The sequence below is a fragment of the Streptomyces sp. NPDC051172 genome, assembly GCF_040682555.1.
GTDB lineage: Bacteria > Actinomycetota > Actinomycetes > Streptomycetales > Streptomycetaceae > Streptomyces.
The window spans coordinates 97,956-113,608 of record NZ_JBFBBE010000002.1; the positions used below are offsets into that span (position 1 = coordinate 97,956).

At 67.7% G+C, this 15,653-nt stretch carries 15 protein-coding genes and 1 tRNA gene; 5 read left to right on the forward strand and 11 right to left on the reverse strand.

Annotation, left to right across the window (positions count from 1 at the left end; all coding sequences use genetic code 11):
- Positions 1-25: 25 nt before the first annotated feature.
- The 4 genes from AB0N07_RS01680 to AB0N07_RS01695 all read right to left on the reverse strand — a co-directional run bounded on the left by AB0N07_RS01680 (position 26) and on the right by AB0N07_RS01695 (position 3,490).
- Entirely contained in the window at positions 26-352 is a 327-nt protein-coding gene (locus AB0N07_RS01680; RefSeq protein ID WP_365830965.1) for an antibiotic biosynthesis monooxygenase, read from the reverse strand.
- A 138-nt stretch (positions 353-490) separates the two neighbouring features.
- Positions 491-1,906: a hypothetical protein gene (locus AB0N07_RS01685; protein WP_365830967.1), complete on the reverse strand. Its 1,416-nt coding sequence runs from the start codon at positions 1,904-1,906 to the stop codon at positions 491-493.
- Between the two features lie 176 nt (positions 1,907-2,082).
- Positions 2,083-3,027 carry a YhjD/YihY/BrkB family envelope integrity protein gene (locus AB0N07_RS01690; protein WP_365830969.1) on the reverse strand — a complete coding sequence of 315 codons (945 nt, stop codon included), beginning with the start codon at positions 3,025-3,027 and terminating at the stop codon, positions 2,083-2,085.
- Between the two features lie 7 nt (positions 3,028-3,034).
- A complete protein-coding gene (locus tag AB0N07_RS01695) occupies positions 3,035-3,490 on the reverse strand; it encodes a hypothetical protein (protein ID WP_365830971.1) in 456 nt (151 codons plus the stop codon).
- A 459-nt stretch (positions 3,491-3,949) separates the two neighbouring features.
- Between AB0N07_RS01695 and AB0N07_RS01700 the strand changes: the two genes are divergently transcribed.
- Positions 3,950-5,425, forward strand: coding sequence for a VCBS repeat-containing protein (locus AB0N07_RS01700; protein WP_365830973.1), 1,476 nt, complete (start codon positions 3,950-3,952; stop codon positions 5,423-5,425).
- 79 nt (positions 5,426-5,504) lie between these two features.
- Entirely contained in the window at positions 5,505-6,491 is a 987-nt protein-coding gene (locus AB0N07_RS01705) for a YIP1 family protein (RefSeq protein WP_365830975.1), read from the forward strand.
- A gap of 145 nt (positions 6,492-6,636) precedes the next feature.
- Here the strand turns inward: AB0N07_RS01705 and AB0N07_RS01710 are convergent, their stop codons facing one another.
- Together AB0N07_RS01710 and dcd are read right to left on the reverse strand one after the other, a co-directional pair.
- Entirely contained in the window at positions 6,637-7,146 is a 510-nt protein-coding gene (locus tag AB0N07_RS01710; protein ID WP_365831168.1) for a phosphoribosyltransferase, read from the reverse strand.
- A gap of 14 nt (positions 7,147-7,160) precedes the next feature.
- Positions 7,161-7,736 (reverse strand): dCTP deaminase, encoded by a 576-nt coding sequence (gene dcd / locus AB0N07_RS01715; RefSeq protein ID WP_123966424.1) that lies wholly within the window; start codon positions 7,734-7,736, stop codon positions 7,161-7,163.
- A gap of 513 nt (positions 7,737-8,249) precedes the next feature.
- Between dcd and AB0N07_RS01720 the strand changes: the two genes are divergently transcribed.
- Both AB0N07_RS01720 and AB0N07_RS01725 read left to right on the forward strand, forming a co-directional pair.
- A tRNA-Gly gene (locus tag AB0N07_RS01720) sits at positions 8,250-8,323 on the forward strand.
- Positions 8,324-8,710: 387 nt separating this feature from the next.
- Positions 8,711-9,898, forward strand: coding sequence for a hypothetical protein (locus AB0N07_RS01725; protein ID WP_365830977.1), 1,188 nt, complete (start codon positions 8,711-8,713; stop codon positions 9,896-9,898).
- Here the strand turns inward: AB0N07_RS01725 and AB0N07_RS01730 are convergent.
- The 5 genes from AB0N07_RS01730 to AB0N07_RS01750 form a co-directional block, all read right to left on the reverse strand.
- Complete coding sequence (locus AB0N07_RS01730) at positions 9,833-10,312, reverse strand: ASCH domain-containing protein (RefSeq protein WP_249836081.1); 480 nt, start codon at positions 10,310-10,312, stop codon at positions 9,833-9,835. The genes AB0N07_RS01725 and AB0N07_RS01730 overlap by 66 nt on opposite strands.
- Positions 10,309-12,378, reverse strand: coding sequence for a GNAT family N-acetyltransferase (locus tag AB0N07_RS01735; RefSeq protein ID WP_365830980.1), 2,070 nt, complete (start codon positions 12,376-12,378; stop codon positions 10,309-10,311). Before AB0N07_RS01735 ends, AB0N07_RS01730 begins: the two co-directional genes overlap by 4 nt.
- A 187-nt stretch (positions 12,379-12,565) precedes the next feature.
- The gene (locus tag AB0N07_RS01740; RefSeq protein ID WP_365830982.1) at positions 12,566-13,717 is read right to left on the reverse strand and encodes a site-specific integrase; all 1,152 of its coding nucleotides are present in this window, start codon (positions 13,715-13,717) and stop codon (positions 12,566-12,568) included.
- The gene (locus AB0N07_RS01745; RefSeq protein WP_249836078.1) at positions 13,717-13,929 is read right to left on the reverse strand and encodes a helix-turn-helix domain-containing protein; all 213 of its coding nucleotides are present in this window, start codon (positions 13,927-13,929) and stop codon (positions 13,717-13,719) included. Before AB0N07_RS01745 ends, AB0N07_RS01740 begins: the two co-directional genes overlap by 1 nt.
- 132 nt (positions 13,930-14,061) lie before the next feature.
- Positions 14,062-14,319, reverse strand: coding sequence for a helix-turn-helix transcriptional regulator (locus tag AB0N07_RS01750; RefSeq protein WP_365830984.1), 258 nt, complete (start codon positions 14,317-14,319; stop codon positions 14,062-14,064).
- 483 nt (positions 14,320-14,802) lie between these two features.
- Between AB0N07_RS01750 and AB0N07_RS01755 the strand changes: the two genes are divergently transcribed.
- A complete protein-coding gene (locus AB0N07_RS01755; protein WP_365830986.1) occupies positions 14,803-15,645 on the forward strand; it encodes a helix-turn-helix domain-containing protein in 843 nt (280 codons plus the stop codon).
- Positions 15,646-15,653: the final 8 nt, after the last annotated feature.

Consider the following 15,653-nt stretch of genomic DNA (forward strand, 5'->3'; position numbering starts at 1 on the left):
TCGGCCCCGGCGCAGCGCGCGGACACTACGCGCCCTTCGGCCCCGCCTGCTGCACCACCTCGAACGACCACAGCGTCGAGCCACTGGCCGCGGGCTTCGGACGCTCGCCGCCCTCGCCACCACCCTGGTGGGCGGACTTCATCGGCCCCTCCGTCCACGCCTGGAAGGACGCCTCGTCCCGCCACCGCGTGTACACCAGGTACTGGTCGGTCCCCTCGACCGGCCGGAGAAGTTCGAACCACTCGAAACCGTCGGAACTCTCCACGGCGTGAGCCCGGGAGGCGAACCGCTTCTCCAGCACCTCCCGCTGCTCAGCGGGCACGGTCAGCACATTGATCTTCACTACGCTCATGGATCCATCCTGCCGCACAGGTGATCAGAGAAGCGTGAGCGGCAGAATGACGCCCGACATGGGCACAGGCGCCGCGAAGCGATCGGTCCTGAGGCGGGACGGCCCGACGCCCGCATTGGCTGGCCAGGGGACTGCGGCTCAGTTCATGGTGAGGGCGGCGGAGTCGTTGCGGCTGTCCGGTTCGAAGTCGGGCCGGTGGGAGTGGGCCGGATCCGGGCCCCAGACCAGCTGGACGCTCCCTGCGGCATGGGTGACCACGTCGTCGACCCGCAGGGTCAGGGCGAAGTCGGTGACCTGCCCCTTGGACACGATGAAGCCCGGCAGTCTGCAGACGTAGGGCCCCTTGGCCTTGGCGGTCGGATTGTCCTCCTGCCACGGAGCGCAGTTGGCCGAGTGGCCGACGGCGGTGGTGCCGGGCGGGAGCGTCACCCAGGCGGTGGGTACTCCCTCACCGCCGCTGCGGTCGTACAGCGTCGCCGGACCGTTGGCAGCCAGGTGGAAGCCGAGGGTCGCGGACGTGCCGGCACCCGCTTGAGCACTCGCGCCGGAGACTGCGAAGTCGGCCGTGTTGCGGACCTTGAGGGAAGCGATTCCATAGTCGGTGACGTTGTCGGTCTGCGGCAGGGAGACCGATCCCGCCGGGGCCGAAGAGTGCCGACCTGCCTTGATCACCCTCAGTTTGAGCGCGGGCGCAGACTTTTTGCCCCACGTCCACTTGATGCCCTGGCCGTCCGGCCAGCCGGGCTGGCCGAGCGGCGCGGTGAGGACGTCGAGGTAGGTGAACAGGGCGGTGGAGTTCACATGCAGGCGCACCGGGGCGGACAGAGCGGCCGTCTCCGCGATGTCGATGGCACCCTTGGGATAGCACTTGGCGAAGTGGACGGTGCCGTTGGAACCGTACTGGCAGTTGGAGTAGTGGTCGGTGAAGTCCAGGCCCGGTGAGGCTGCCAGTACGGTCTGCACACCGCGGGCGGGACGGTCGCCGACGTTGGTGAACCGGACCGGTTCCGTGAGGGTGCTGCCGACTTTCAGGTTGGTGTGGTCGGCGAGGCGGTTCAGGCCGAAGGACGGTCCTCCCACGGTGACCGATCCCGTGCCACCCACGATCTGCGCGTGCGCGGACCGGCCGGTGATCTTGTACGTTCCCGTGGCGCCCAGCCGACTGCCTCGGAGTGCGGTCAGGGTCAGCTGGGTCACGGACCCGAGTCCGTTCTTGGGATCGGAGCCGGACTCGAACATCTCCCAACACGTGGCGACCAGGCCATGGGCGGTGCAGTTGCTCGAGAACGTCACCTTGGCGATCTTCGACAGACCCCGGGCGTCCACGGTCAGCGTGGCATCGTCGGCCCTGAGGTTCTTCGTCTTGGTGTGGAAGTCGAAGGACACGCCCGCCGTGGCAGGAGCAGCCGGCAGGGCCGCCGGAGTCGGCGCGTCCAGAGTGATCACCGGCTGGCTGGAAACAGCACCGGCCGGGCCCGCGACAAGCAACGACGCGGCCAGACCCACAGCGGAGGCGAACACGGCGGTCAAGCCGGTGAGGGAGTTGCGTCTCATCAACGTCCTTATGTTTGAAGAGGTTTGCATGGATTCACTCAACGGACCCGGTCTGACAAACCTGTCATGTCCCCGGCGGTGACGAACGGCACGACCTTAGATCACCGGTACGACAAACGCCGCAGGGTTAAGAACGGGATCGGTCTGCGGGGTCGCCGTCGGCTCCCTGGCGTGGCTCAGTCCTTGGGACGGTGATGTGTGACCTGTTCTCGGGCGGTACGCCAGCGCATACGCGCCTGCTCGAGAACGCTGTCCCACTGGCGGCGGACCTCGTGATCCAACGGTCGGCTCCCCGCGCGGATCCGGGTGAGTTCGTCGTGCATCTCCCGTCCCAGCGCTGCTGAGGCCACGACCACCAGCATGGCCGCGAACAGCGCCGAGATCATCGCGAAGACGGCGCCGACTGCTCCGTAACGGGCGGCGTAGGAGTTGAACAGCCTGGGCAGGTACACGTTCGCGCCCACCGAGTAGGCCGCCGTCAGTACCGCCGCAATGATCCCGAAGGGGAGCAGCTTCGACGGGCCGATCCGTTTGTCGGACAGAATGCAGCCGCTCCAGATGAGGAAGACTGCGGTCACCGGCGCCTCGCACAACGCCGCTGTCAGGCCGAGCCTGCCCCCGCCGAGCATCGCCTGGATCCAGCCGAGGACCGCCGCGTAGGCGCCGACACTGACGATCCACAGCAGGTCGTTGCGGGTGTTGCGCACGCTGAGGGGCTTGAGTTCCCAGGCTTGTTCGAACAGACGCTGAACGGCTCGGGCGAAACTCAGCGTCGAGATCGTCAGGAAGACCACGCCGAGCAGGCCCACGCTCGCACTGGCGCCCTCCGGCGGGTCAAGGAGCATGTGCACGGCTTCTGCGCCGCTGCCGGTGAGGTGGTAACGGTTGATGATGCGCTCTGCCGCGTCGTACCGCACGACGCCGCTCAGGACGGCACCGGCGAGGATGGCGAGGGGAACGAGTGCGGTCAGGGCGCTCGAGGCGAGCGCGATGGAGCGGTCGAAGCCCACGATCTTCTGGAAGCGGTTGACGACCCGTAGGGCGAAAGCCGGACGGAGCCAGAACGTCAGTGTTCTGACGAGACGCTCGCGCGTGACGGCGCGTCCGGCGACGCACGGCATGCGGTGCCTAGTAACGCAGGGCCCTGGCGACTTCGGCGCGGACGGGACCGGACAGCTTGCGGTTGCTGCGAGCCGTGGCCTTGCCGTCCTTCCCCGCCCCGACATCGCTGAGCGTCACCACGGTGGTGTCCAGGAGATTGCCCCCCTGGTCACGGAAGTCGACCTGGACCAGGAACGACTTCGCCGAGCCCGCGCTGTTGTGCACGCTCACGGCCACGGTGCTTCGCCCCTCGGCATCCGTGGCCGGGGCACCCAGATGTACGTCGTCCTTTGCGTTGACCGCGTTCTTCACCTCGCCCAGGCGCCGTTTGGCCTCAGCCGAGGCCGAAGCCAGCGCGGAGGCACCCTGCGAGGCCAAGGACGGCACGGCGGATGCGACCGCCGAGGCCACCGAGGAGGCGGCTGAGGCCGCCTTGCTGTGGCTGGTCGACGGCGTCCCCGAATTGTTGGAACAGCTGGTCATGCCGGCCCCGGCGCAGGCCGTCAGCAGCACAACCGCACAACACCGGGTGGTCCTCTTCGTCAGACGCCCTGCCATGTCTTCTCCCCTGTGGGACCGACGGATACCGACTCCCAGTCAAGGACGCCGGGCCGGTGACCGCACCCCGCACGGGCCTGCGTCGGCACACTTCACCCGTATGGCGCGACCCCGGCCGCCAGATCGGATCTCTCACTCGCCGACTGACCGTCCTCGATCAACCCACCGACCACCAGCCACACCAGGCACAACACACACAGCAGCCACTGCGGCCTCGAACCTTTACCGAAATCACGTACAACCCTTACGCCCCATCGCGGGTCTCCTGATCGCCGACCGACCCATGAACCCGAGGACAACTCCCGGCGAACCCGGGTCGGCTCGCACCCCACCGACTGCGGATGCCCGCCAGGCATCCCCCGCATGCCGCAGGAGAAAACCCGCATGCACAAGCCTCTGCGACTCGCCCTCGCGTCGGCCACCGCCGTCGCTCTGACGGGCGGTCTGCTGACGTTCTCGTCCGCGACGGCGACGGCCGCCGACTCCACGCACGTCCCGAAGGCCGACTTCAACGGCGACGGGATGGGCGACGTCGCCTTCTCGGCCTCCGGCGCCTATGTGAACGGCCTGAAGAACGCCGGCCAGCTGGTCGTCCTCTACGGCACCGCCACCGGCCTCTCCTCCGCCAAGCGCACCACCCTCAGCCAGAACAGCGCCGGCGTCCCCGGCGCCGCCGAGGCCGGTGACGCCTTCGCCTCGGACACCGCGTACGCCGACTTCAACGGCGACGGCTACGACGACCTGGCGGTCAGCTCCCCGCACGAGAAGGTCGGCACCGACACCGACGGCGGCACACTCGCGATCCTCTGGGGCTCCGCATCGGGCCTCACCGGCAAGGGCGTCACGGTCTCCGACCCGGCACCGTCCAGCCACGACCTCTGGGGCAAGAACCTCGCGGCCGGCGACTTCGACGGCGACGGCAAGGCCGACCTGGCCGTCGGCAGCTCCGCCTCCACCATCTACGTCTTCAAGGGCGGCTTCAGCTCCACGGGTACGCCCGGCGGTCGCTACACGATCAAGCCCGCCATCCAGAGCGGGGGCGGGGCCAACGGCCCCCTCAACCTGACCGCCGGCGACATCAACGGCGACAAACGCACCGACCTGGTCGTCGACGGCTTCGAGACGCAGACCGCCTACGGCTGGAACCGCAACTACTACATCCCGGGCAGCGCGAGCGGCCTGAACGTCACCTCCGCCAAGGCCCTCAAGCCCGGCGTGATCACCGCGATCGGCGACATCAACGGCGACGGCTACGGCGACATCGTCAGCGGCGCCAACTGGGACGCCACCACCTCCGACGGCACAACCATCCCCGACTCCGCCAAGGGCGGCAAGGTCTGGGTCACCTACGGCTCCGCCTCCGGCCCCGGCACCTCCACCGGCATCACCCAGGACACCGGGAACGTCCCCGGCGGCTCCGAGTCCAGGGACATGTTCGGCTACGAGCTCGACCTGGGCGACATCAACGGCGACGGCTTCCTCGACCTCGCGATCGGCGTGGCCGGCGAGGACCTCGGCAGCAACGCCGACACCGGCGCGGTCACCGTCCTCTACGGCACCTCGAGCGGCCTGAACACCGCCTCCGGGGCCCAGTCCTTCGCCCAGTCCACCCCGGGCGTGCCGGGGGACGACGAGGACGGCGACATGTTCGGCCTCGACCTCAAGCTCGACGACGTCACCGGCGACGGCAAGGCCGACCTCACCGTCGGCTCCGCCGAGAACGGCGGCGACGGCGCGGTGACCTACCTGCCGTCCGACGGCACCAGGATCACCACCACCGGCTCCCGCTCGATCACCCCGAACACCTCGGGCGTCGCGACGACCGGCACACCGTACTTCGGCGCCAACTTCGCCGACTGACCAACCCCCGTACCGGAGCCGGGTCCTCACCCTCGGGCCCGGCTCCTCCCTAGGGGGTTCTTTACCGTCCCCTTAAGGGATGTCACAGCTCGGCAGCAAAGCCGGGCCCGAAGCACCGGGCCCGTCACGTCACTCTCCGGGACCAGGTACGTTCGAAGACGTGGCTGGATTCAGGATCGGACGCGGCGCCCGGAACAACGGCGCTCCGCAAACGCGACCGCAACAACCCCCGTACGGACAGCAGGCGCCGCAGGGCCGCCCGTCGTACGGCGGGCCCCCGGCGCCGCGGCCCCACCCCGGGCAGCAGCAGTACGGGAACGGCGGCGGCCAGTGGCCGCAGGGCAACGGCGGCGGGTACGGCGAGCCGGAGTACTTCGGCGACGGCGGCGCCTACGCACCGCAGGGCAACCCGGACCCGTACGCGGCCAACAACCCGGGCCACACCCAGGCGTTCACGGTCGGCGAGGACCCGTACAACCAGGGCGGCACCTACCGCGCGGGCTCGGCCCCGGCGGCCCCCGCAGGGCCCCGCCTGCACTGGAAGGACCTCCTGAGAGGCATCGTCTTCTCCCCCGCCCAGACCTTCCTCCAGATGCGGGACTACACGATGTGGGGCCCGGCCCTCATCGTGACCTTCCTCTACGGCCTCCTCGCGGTCTTCGGCTTCGACGGCGCACGCTCGGACGCGATCAACGCCACCCTGGCCAACGCGGTGCCCATCGTCCTGACGACGGCCGTCGCGCTGGTCCTCTCGTCCTTCATCCTGGGGGTGGTGACCCACACCCTGGCCCGCCAGCTCGGCGGCGACGGCGCCTGGCAGCCCACCGTCGGCCTCTCCATGCTGATCATGTCCCTGACCGATGCGCCCCGTCTGGTCTTCGCCATGTTCTTCGGCGGCAACGCGACCTTCGTGCAGGCCCTCGGCTGGGCGACCTGGGTCGCGGCGGGTGCGCTGCTGACGATGATGGTCAGCCGCTCCCACGACCTGCCCTGGCCGAAGGCCCTGGGCGCCTCGGCGATCCAGCTGATCGCCCTGCTCTCGATCGTGAAGCTGGGAACGTTCTGACACACACCTCGTACGACACCAAGGGCTCCCGGCTCACTGCCGGGAGCCCTTGGTCTCCTCGATGCCCGAGTCGTCCGACGCGGTCAACCGACCACGACTGGTTCCGAGCAGTGCATGGCGCGCAGTCGTTCCAACAGCTCCGCGCTCAGAGCGCTTCCTTGTTCTCCTTGGCCGTCTCTCCCGACCTGTGCACCGGGGGCAGCACACTCCACGGGAAGTTGATCCAGTCGTCGGTCCGCTTCCACACGTACTCGCACTTCACCAGCGACTGCGACTTCTCGTAGACGACGGCGGAGCGCACCTCGGCGACGGTGTCGAGACAGAAGTCGCGTACGAGCTTCAGCGTCTTGCCCGTGTCGGCGACGTCGTCGGTGATGAGCACCTTCTTGTCGGAGAAGTCGATGGCGTTGGGAACGGGAGCGAGCATGACGGGCATGTCGAGGGTGGTGCCCACGCCCGTGTAGAACTCGACGTTCACCAGGTGGATGTTCTTGCAGTCGAGGGCGTAGGCGAGCCCACCTGCGACGAACACGCCCCCGCGCGCGACGCTGAGCACGATGTCCGGCTCGTACCCGTCGTCGGCGATGGCCTGCGCGAGCTCGCGCACGGCGTGCCCGAAGGCCTCGTAGGTCAGGTTCTCCCGCACACCGCTCACCGCGCTCTCTCCGCTCACACCTGGGTCCGGTGGAAGTTGAGGTAGGACCGGGAGGCGGTGGGCCCGCGCTGCCCCTGGTACCGGGAGCCGTACCGCTCGCTCCCGTACGGGAACTCGGCCGGCGAGCTCAGCCGGAACATGCACAGCTGGCCGATCTTCATGCCCGGCCACAGCTTGATGGGCAGGGTGGCGAGGTTGGAGAGCTCCAGCGTCACATGCCCGGAGAAACCGGGGTCGATGAACCCGGCGGTGGAGTGGGTGACAAGGCCCAGCCGCCCGAGCGAGCTCTTCCCCTCGAGCCGCGAGGCTAGATCGTCGGGAAGCGTGATGACCTCGTACGTACTGGCGAGGACGAACTCCCCGGGATGCAGGATGAACGGCTCGTCACCCTCGGGCTCCACGAGACGCGTCAGATCGGCCTGCTCGACGGAGGGGTCGATGTGCGGGTAGCGGTGGTTCTCGAACACCCGGAAGAACCGGTCCAGCCGCACGTCGACACTCGAGGGCTGCACCATGGATTTGTCGTAGGGATCGATCACCACCCGCCCGGCGTCGATCTCGGCCCGGATGTCCTTGTCTGAGAGAAGCACGCCCTGAGGATACGCAAGGCGCGCGGACCGGCCACAATCCAGCCACCCGCGCGCCCGCTGCTGCTCTGCCCCACCCCTAATACTTCTGCCTCTCCAGGCTGACCGGCACCACACTGCGGAGCCGGGCACACCGTGGACACCGGACGAGCCGGCCGGGTCCGAGCCGCTCGGCCTGCTGCATCGGGAACGAAGCGGTGCTGAACACGTGCCCATCGGCACAACGGACGACGGTGCGCTCCATCAAGTCCAAGAGTCCCTTCCCCAAGAGCCGCGTCCGGCTACTGATCACCTGACGACAAATGCCACATTACGGGATCAATGGAACGACTCTCCAGGGGGCTCTCCGACCTCCCCCGGACCCTCACCGCCCCCTCCACCGTACGCCCCAACTCCGGCCCCCCGCAGCCTCATCGCCCCCCGAAACGCACGCGGGCCCCACGGCTTCAGCGCCGGGGGCCGGGGATGAGGTAAGGTGACGATGCGTTCGGACACCGACTCCGGTCGGCGTCTTACGCGGGTGTAGTTTAATGGTAGAACATCAGCTTCCCAAGCTGAGAGCGCGAGTTCGATTCTCGTCACCCGCTCCATGATGAAACCCCAGGTCAGTAGCCTGGGGTTTGTTTGTTGTCTAGACCAATTTGAGGGTGGCGTGCCCTCCGCGTGCCCTAAGTCGAGCTCAACGCGGCACCTCAGGGGTGTTCGGCGGCCACTTTAGGTAACTCGACTCCCTGGCGTCTCAAATGGTGAGACGCATTTTGAGTGACCTGCGTCACTACTGAGGACTGCGCCTGCGAAGTCGCTTACGCAAAGCCGTAGTTCGCGGCAGCTACGTGCAGAGCCCGGCACGCGATGCCTGATCGGAGCCGACGCGGCCGCTGTCGGCTCTCCGCCGGGGCCCCGCCATCTCTTCGGGAGCCGCGTTGTCAGTGGTGCTCATTAGGCTTCTTGATGTCCCCGACGACAGGAGGCCGCGCATGGCCGGGTTCGAGATCAACAAGCGGGCCATCGAGAATATGCAGCGAGAGATCGCGAAGGAATTCGAGCGGGCGGCCCGCAAGCATCCCATCCGCGTCCCAGTCCAGGTGGATACCCCAGAAATCCCGTCTGCTTCACCCGTGAACGCAGGCATCGAGAAGGACCCGCATCTCTCGCGTCTACTCGTGTGGCTTGACGATCTGGCTGCCCTCCAGCCAGGAGTGGCCGCCGACGTCTCGGTCTATGTCGACTCCGAAGGACTTCCCTCAGCCGAGGCCAAAACCATGGCGTTGCAACTGGAGCAGCACGGGCTCGTCGAGATCTCCCGGGACCTCTCCGGCGCTAACTCCCAGGTCTTCTTCACCGACGAGGGGACGCTGGCGGCTCAACAGCTGAGGACGCTGCAAGCCGACTCGGTGGCACGGTTCGTCCACGCATGCGACGCCTTGCTGTACTGGCTGTTCCAGACCGGTCGTGGTCGAGAAAACGTAGAGGTCATGGCGTTCGTGGAAGCGCCGGGCTCGTACTTCGCGGGCGACTCTCTGTCCGTGGACGAGATCCTCGGCGCGCTGGAGCACCTGACTCGGCGGGGGCTTGTCCGCCGCGCAAACGAGGACCCAAGCACCGCAAGTTCGATCAAGGCCGAAGTCACTGACTCAGGCACTGACTGCGTACTGTCCGGAGGAACAGTGAGCGACTATCTAAGCCGCCAGCAGCACACCGGCGACACGTACAACATCACCAACTCCTCCGGGATCGTCGCCGGGTCCCAGCAAAGTGTGGTGCAGAACAACAGCTTCGGCTTCGATGCCTCCGCGCTCGCCGAGTTCGCGACTCTGGTGCGGCAGTTGGCCCCGACGCTCGGAGCCTCGTCGGACCAGCAGGAAGCACTGATCCACGACGTCGAAGTGCTGGAAGAGGCCGCCTCCGACGACCAGCCGGAGCCCGGGCGGATCAGGGCTGCGTACCTGCGCGTGCAGGAGGCTCTGGGCGCGATTACGACCACGACAGCCGGCCTCACTGTGTTGGTGCAGCAGGGGCAGGCGGCGTACCAAGCAGTGTTCGTGGCTAACGAACGGCGAAGGGGCTCGCGCGATCAATCAGCTCGACGCCCCGGCCCGCTACGCGTGCACCGCATCCGGCAATGCTTGCCGCAGCGCACTGCCCACGGCGGGCCCAGCCTCTGATACCTGACGCAGTTCAGCACTCTTCAGATAGCGATAGCTCTGCGGAGGGTGGAAGGTCCCCGCAGAGCGCAGCGCGCTGAGCGTCACCGGCTCGTCGAAGGACACGGGGTCCTCCAAGGTGAGACCGCTGGCTTGGGTCGCACCGCTCATATACGCGTCGTACTCGCGCCGGGTGATCCCTGTCTGTGCACGATGCGCCGACCAGACCTCCTTGGGGGAGGCAACGTGGACCGAGGCGATGCGAGCCATGCCGACCAGAGCCATGGTGGGGGCAGTCGCGTAGAGCAGGACGGGCGTTCCGGGAGGAGCGGCGACGCGTTGGCGGCGGACCTCCACCGTCTTGCTGCCGGCCAGGATCGCGGTGGCGAAGCGCGGGTGGACGGACAGCAGCATCGCGCGTTCCGGATCGTTCACGTCTTTCGGTGCCCCTCTTTGTAGACCGCCTGGAACAGCTCGTTGCTGATCTTCGACAGCGAGATCAGCGAGTTCGATGACCAAGGTAGTCCCAGCTCCCCGGCCAGCGAGGTCAATCGCCTCAGCGTCACCGACCTGGGGAAGATCTCGGTGTCCGAGAACCTCAGCGCCATGGCTTGACCCGAGGCGGCACCAGCCACTTCCTGAACCTCAGCTCGACCATATACGCCCAGGTGTTCGAATTTCGAGAAAAGGGCATCGGGTGTGTCGATGAGCACCTCGTCCAGCCGTGAGCTGCCCACGATCATCTGGCTTTCCACACCGGCAGGCCCCTCACTGACGTACCAGAGGAGGCGGGCGGGAACGCTCTCGCCTCGATGCCCCGACGAGCGGTAGTAGACGTGCTCCCTACTGATGCCCAGGACGTCGCTGCGCGGCAGGAGCATGGCCGGGACGTTGAACAGTTCGGTGGACCATCGCGGTTTGATCGGCACCACGAAGGACAGCAACCCGGAGTCGATGACCTTCGCCGGCCACCAGGCGCGTTCCACCACGGCGGCTACCTCGGCGGGCATGCCCTCATGTAGGGCGGCTGCCTCCACGGTCAGCTCGCGAGCGAGCCCGCCGGCCACTGCCTCCACCTCGGCTGCCGTGCCGCATACGTTCACCAGGAGAGCCACGAGCCTGCCATCGTGCTCGAAGAAGCCGTCATCCCCACCGGCTGCCTTGGCTACGGCCGAGGGATGCGGGTCGGTGATTCGAATGATCTCCGCGCCGCAGTCACGCCCAAGGCGCTTGAGCAGGAAGAGGAGTTGCCTGGCCAGGGTCTCTTCGAGCGGATGGTCTGCGGTGCGGAGCACAGGGACCATCAAGGTCCGCCCGTCCAACGCCCACGCATAGAGGGCTACGGGGTGGCCCTCCCCGTCCCGCAGCAGTTCACGGCGCCAAACGACCGAGCCGGCGGCCAGGGAGCGCAAGCGTTCAGCGAAGGCCGATCCGTCGTCACCGCCGGACTGATTGAAGAAGGCGACCAGTTCGTCCTCGGCGCCTGGGGACACCTCCATGGACCGGAAGTCCGTACCCATCAGGTCGGCCGGGCGGTAGACCTGGGCCTGTCGAAGCTCGTCCACATGCAGCGTCACCGTGGCAGGCGATACGACACGGACCCTGGCAACTTCCCAAGCCACGTCCGCCAGGCGGGAAAGGAGGCGGTTCCGAGTGGCCAGCACGCGGAGGCCGGCGCACGAGGTCTCGGCCACGTACTGCGCGCAGCGACGGAGCGCCCCGCCGTCGGAAAGGTCCGGGAGCGACTTCTTGGCCGCGCTGAGCAGTTCAGCCGTTCGTTCAGCCACGGCCGCAGGGGCAGGAGTGAGCTGACGCAGTCCAGACAGCGCCGCCCGCTGGTGCTGGCGCTCGGCGGTGTCAGCGATATCGCGGATCTGATGGACTAGTTGGGGCGTGTAGGCGAGCTCGACGAGATCCGTCATCCACCCCGCTTCCAGCGCACGGGATTCCTCTACGTCGGTTGTGTAGGTGAGTCCGCGGAGATCTGCGAACACCTCGTGGTCAACCGCGACGACCAGCAGGGCATCGCTCTCCATCTCAGTGAAGAGGTGGGGGTGCCCGAGATCCAGCCACCATCCGTCGAGGATCTCCCCGTCCCGGCCGCGTCCCCGTACCTCGCCGTGAGGGACGAACCCCAGGCTCGTCCACATGCCGCTGAGGTTGTAGTCCCGACGGCACTTGGCCTTTATGCCGAGCCGTTGTGGATACCTCTTCCTGATCTCCTCCACCAGTTGCCGTGCGATGCTCCTGCCGCGCTGCTCCTCCGCCACGCACAGGTGGGCCAGGCGTATGTGCGCGCTCCTTTTCGGGAGCCCGAACAATGCGTAGCCGATCACCTCGTCCGCCTCAACAGCTACGAGTAGTCCACCGTCTTCCGCCGCCTTGTTGTACGCGGGAGGCTTCAAGAGCCCCAACGTCTTGGTGTAACGATTGCCCAGCATGATGGCCTTGTCGATCAGCTCGTTCTGCGCAGGCGCAACCGACAGCAACTTGATCGCCACTACTCCCCCTCCAGAAGGGCCGACCGAGACCAGCCTCAACTCCCCTGTCAGTACATACAGAGAAAGCTGATCGCAACGGAAGCCGTCCCTCAAGGGGGCACGAGGGGCGCACGGTGCTGCAGCGGCAATCCCAACGTGGCTACGGGCGTAGCGAAACCCGGCCGGATTCGCTACGCCCATGGCATCTTCACGCTTCTGCGGCCGGCACTCCCTCTACCTCTGCCTGACGCAGTTGCTGCCGCACCTCGGCGTCGATGCCCCGAGCGAGCTTCCGCTGATGCTTCGCCGTCGAGTGCTGGTAGATCAGCTGGGCCCGCTCCGAGGACTGGCCGGCGCGGACCATGAGGTCCTTCAGCTTGGCGCCGGTGTCGGCGGCGAGGGTGTTGCCGGTATGGCGGAGGTCGTAGAAGCGGAAGTTGTCCGGCATGCCGACCTTGGTCCTCGCCTTGCGCCACTTACGGCCGAAGGTCGAGCGGCGAAAGGGGGCGCCCTTCTCGCCGACGAAGATCAGGCCGTCCGGTCCCTTCTCGGCGAACCACTGGAGGTGGCGGCGAAGCTCCGGGAGCAGGAAATCGGGCAGGTACACGGTGCGTTTGCCCGCGCGAGACTTGGGATCGCCCGTGACTCGTCTTCCGTTCGTCAGCTCAGGGGACGCCTGCGTGATGCGCAGGGAGCATTCGTCGAGATCGACACTATGGCGGCGCAGTTCGGCCAGTTCCTCCGGGCGGAGGGAGGCGAAGGCGCCGAGCAGGACCATCAGGCGCCAGCGTGGGCCCATGGCGTCGGCGAGGTCGAAGACCTGCGCGATGGTGGCGGTGGGGCGCTCGTCAGCTTCCTCCTTGCCCGCGCCCTTGATGCGGCACGGGTTGGTGCGCAGGAGGTCGTCGTCGACCGCCGTCTGCAGGATGCCCTTCAGCAGGCGGTACGACTTGGCGACCGTGGTCGGGCCGGTCGCCTTCAGGCGCTCGGCTCGCCAGGTGCGGACGGAGGGCGGGGTGATCTCGTCCAGGTCCTTGCCGCCGAAGGTCGGCAGGATGTGCCCGCGCAGCAGACCGCCGTAGCGGTCGACCGTGGTCGCGGCCAGGCCACGCTCCTCCATCCAGCGCAGGGCGTACTTCTCGAAGTTGAGCGCGCCTGCGTCCGGGTTGTGCCAGGTGTTGCGCTCGATGTCGGCTCGGACGAGGTTGAGCCAGTCCTGGGCGTCGGACCTGGTCTCGAACGTCTCTGGTGCGGTATACCGCTGGCCGTCCGGTCCGATGTAGCGGGCCTGCCACCGGCCCGAGGGGAGCTTGCGGACCGTGCCGAACTCGCGCCGCCGCTGCGGCTTGCGTCCCGCCATCAGGCCGCCTTCCCGTAGCGGGCACGGCTGCGGCGGACCGGCTCGACGGTGCGCGCTTCGACGTACTCGGCGACCGCGCTCTCGGGGATGCGCACCGGGCGGCCGAGCTTGACGTAGCGGATGCGGCGCTCGGCGATGAGGCGGCGGACGAAGCGCTCGCCGGTGCCGAGCAGTTCGCCGGCCTCGGCCACGGTCAGGAGGCGGTCAGCCATTCACAATCACCTCCTTCGCGGTGCACTGAGAGCGGGGGTGGGCAGGGGGTATTGCAGGTCGGCGCAAGGGCGATGCGTCCTTTACTCGGGGAAGCGGTTTGGGGCAGCAGCCCGGGCCGGTGGCAGGCGGTCCTATACGGCTTGAACCCCGTGAAGAAGGGCCAGGGGTGAGACCCGGAGAGCCTGGGCGAGGGCGACGAGGTCGTCGATGTCGCAGCGGCGTTGGGCGCGTTCGATGCGGGACAGCATCGTGTTGGTCATCGGACGGCCGAAAGCGGTAACGCGGACGGCGAGCTCGCGCTGGGCGAGGCCGCGTTCGGTGCGGAGGATTTCGATGGTGCGGGCGGCCCGTATTCCGGCCGGTCCGATTTCCAGGGATCGTGCTGCCATAGCTCCATTTGTAGCTTCCAATCGCCGGTTTGGTTAACCGGCGATCGTCGGCTATGTTGCGCCCGGCGCAGCGGCCGGGACTTACCTGCGGGCTGGGTTTCGAGCATCCGGCCGGCGGTGCCTTCGCCAGCCCGGAGACATGCTCTGACGTGGGGTGTTGTGTTGTAGCTTGCGCTCGCAGCGGGAGTCAACGGCTTCTCAATGTGATGCTTCTGGCTTTATCTGACGGAGCATTATTTCGGCAACCGGCGATTCGGGTTTATAGTTTTGGTCCCTAGCTCGCCGTAAGCGTTCGCCGTCAGCTGTCTGATTTCCCGGCGGAATGCTGGACTTGTGCGGCATGGGTGTGGCTGTCTTGGCCATACGACGCCACCAGCCCTCCCCCGCCCCTTCGGGCCGGGGCTGTGTGCCACCCCCTCCCCTGTGCACCGCCCATCGAGGGCCGCCCGCACCTCCCCGCCCTCACCTAGGAGCCGCCGCCTCATGAGCCACGACGCCCGCGAATGGGTGTGGAACCACAGCCACAGCAAAGGCACCGCCCGCCTGGTCCTCGCCCTGATCGCCGACCGGTGCATCGACCGGCGCTGCATCGCCTACGCGTCCGTGCCCACCCTCATGAAGCGCGCGAACGCCTCCCGCACCGCGGTGCGTGACGCACTGGCCAAGCTGATCGCCGGCGGGGAACTGATCCCGCTCCCCGGACGCAAGGGGCCACGGGGAGAGACGTACTACCACCTGCCGGACGCTGCCCGGTTCCTCGCCGATCAGGCTGCCGAGGGGGGTCAGGATCTGACCCTCCCGGGGGGTCAGGATCCGACCCCTGGGGGACCGGAATCCGACCCTGCCGACGCCTTCGACGGGGGGCCGGAATCTGATCCCCCGGTACGGAATGTGACCCCCAGGGGGGTCGGATTCAGACCCTCTGGGGGTGCGGATTCCGACCCCCAGAACAGAAGAGAACCGAAGGTGAACGGTAGTAACAGCAGCAGCTCTGCCCCGCTCATCCCCGCCACCGACTGGCAGATCGACGACGACGCCCGAGCCTGGCTCCAGGACCACGGCCACCTCGACCGACTCGGCGAGCATGCCCTCCACGCCGCCGACGAGAAGTGGCGCACCTACCGGGCCACCTGGGACCCCCGCACCGCCGCCGCCTGGGCTGCCGACTGGCGCACGTGGATCGCCCGCGAGCGCACCCCCGCCGCCGGACGCCCCAACCTCTACGCCCTGCCCGGCGGCACGCCCGCCCCGCCCCCCGGCATGACGCGCTCCGAAGCGCACATGGCCGCCCTGCTCGCCGCCCTCGACGAACCGACCGGATCGTAAGGAGCAAC

What these genes read in the sequence shown, in the direction of transcription:
- AB0N07_RS01685 (WP_365830967.1), bottom strand. Translation starts at nt 1,906, where the DNA reads ATGAGACGCAACTCCCTCACCGGCTTGACCGCCGTGTTCGCCTCCGCT.
- AB0N07_RS01750 (WP_365830984.1), bottom strand. Translation starts at nt 14,319, where the DNA reads ATGGCAGCACGATCCCTGGAAATCGGACCGGCCGGAATACGGGCCGCC.
- AB0N07_RS01755 (WP_365830986.1), top strand. Translation starts at nt 14,803, where the DNA reads ATGAGCCACGACGCCCGCGAATGGGTGTGGAACCACAGCCACAGCAAA.
- AB0N07_RS01740 (WP_365830982.1), bottom strand. Translation starts at nt 13,717, where the DNA reads ATGGCGGGACGCAAGCCGCAGCGGCGGCGCGAGTTCGGCACGGTCCGC.
- AB0N07_RS01695 (WP_365830971.1), bottom strand. Translation starts at nt 3,490, where the DNA reads ATGACCAGCTGTTCCAACAATTCGGGGACGCCGTCGACCAGCCACAGC.
- AB0N07_RS01680 (WP_365830965.1), bottom strand. Translation starts at nt 352, where the DNA reads ATGAGCGTAGTGAAGATCAATGTGCTGACCGTGCCCGCTGAGCAGCGG.
- AB0N07_RS01700 (WP_365830973.1), top strand. Translation starts at nt 3,950, where the DNA reads ATGCACAAGCCTCTGCGACTCGCCCTCGCGTCGGCCACCGCCGTCGCT.
- AB0N07_RS01705 (WP_365830975.1), top strand. Translation starts at nt 5,505, where the DNA reads ATGTCACAGCTCGGCAGCAAAGCCGGGCCCGAAGCACCGGGCCCGTCA.
- AB0N07_RS01690 (WP_365830969.1), bottom strand. Translation starts at nt 3,027, where the DNA reads ATGCCGTGCGTCGCCGGACGCGCCGTCACGCGCGAGCGTCTCGTCAGA.
- AB0N07_RS01725 (WP_365830977.1), top strand. Translation starts at nt 8,711, where the DNA reads ATGGCCGGGTTCGAGATCAACAAGCGGGCCATCGAGAATATGCAGCGA.
- AB0N07_RS01745 (WP_249836078.1), bottom strand. Translation starts at nt 13,929, where the DNA reads ATGGCTGACCGCCTCCTGACCGTGGCCGAGGCCGGCGAACTGCTCGGC.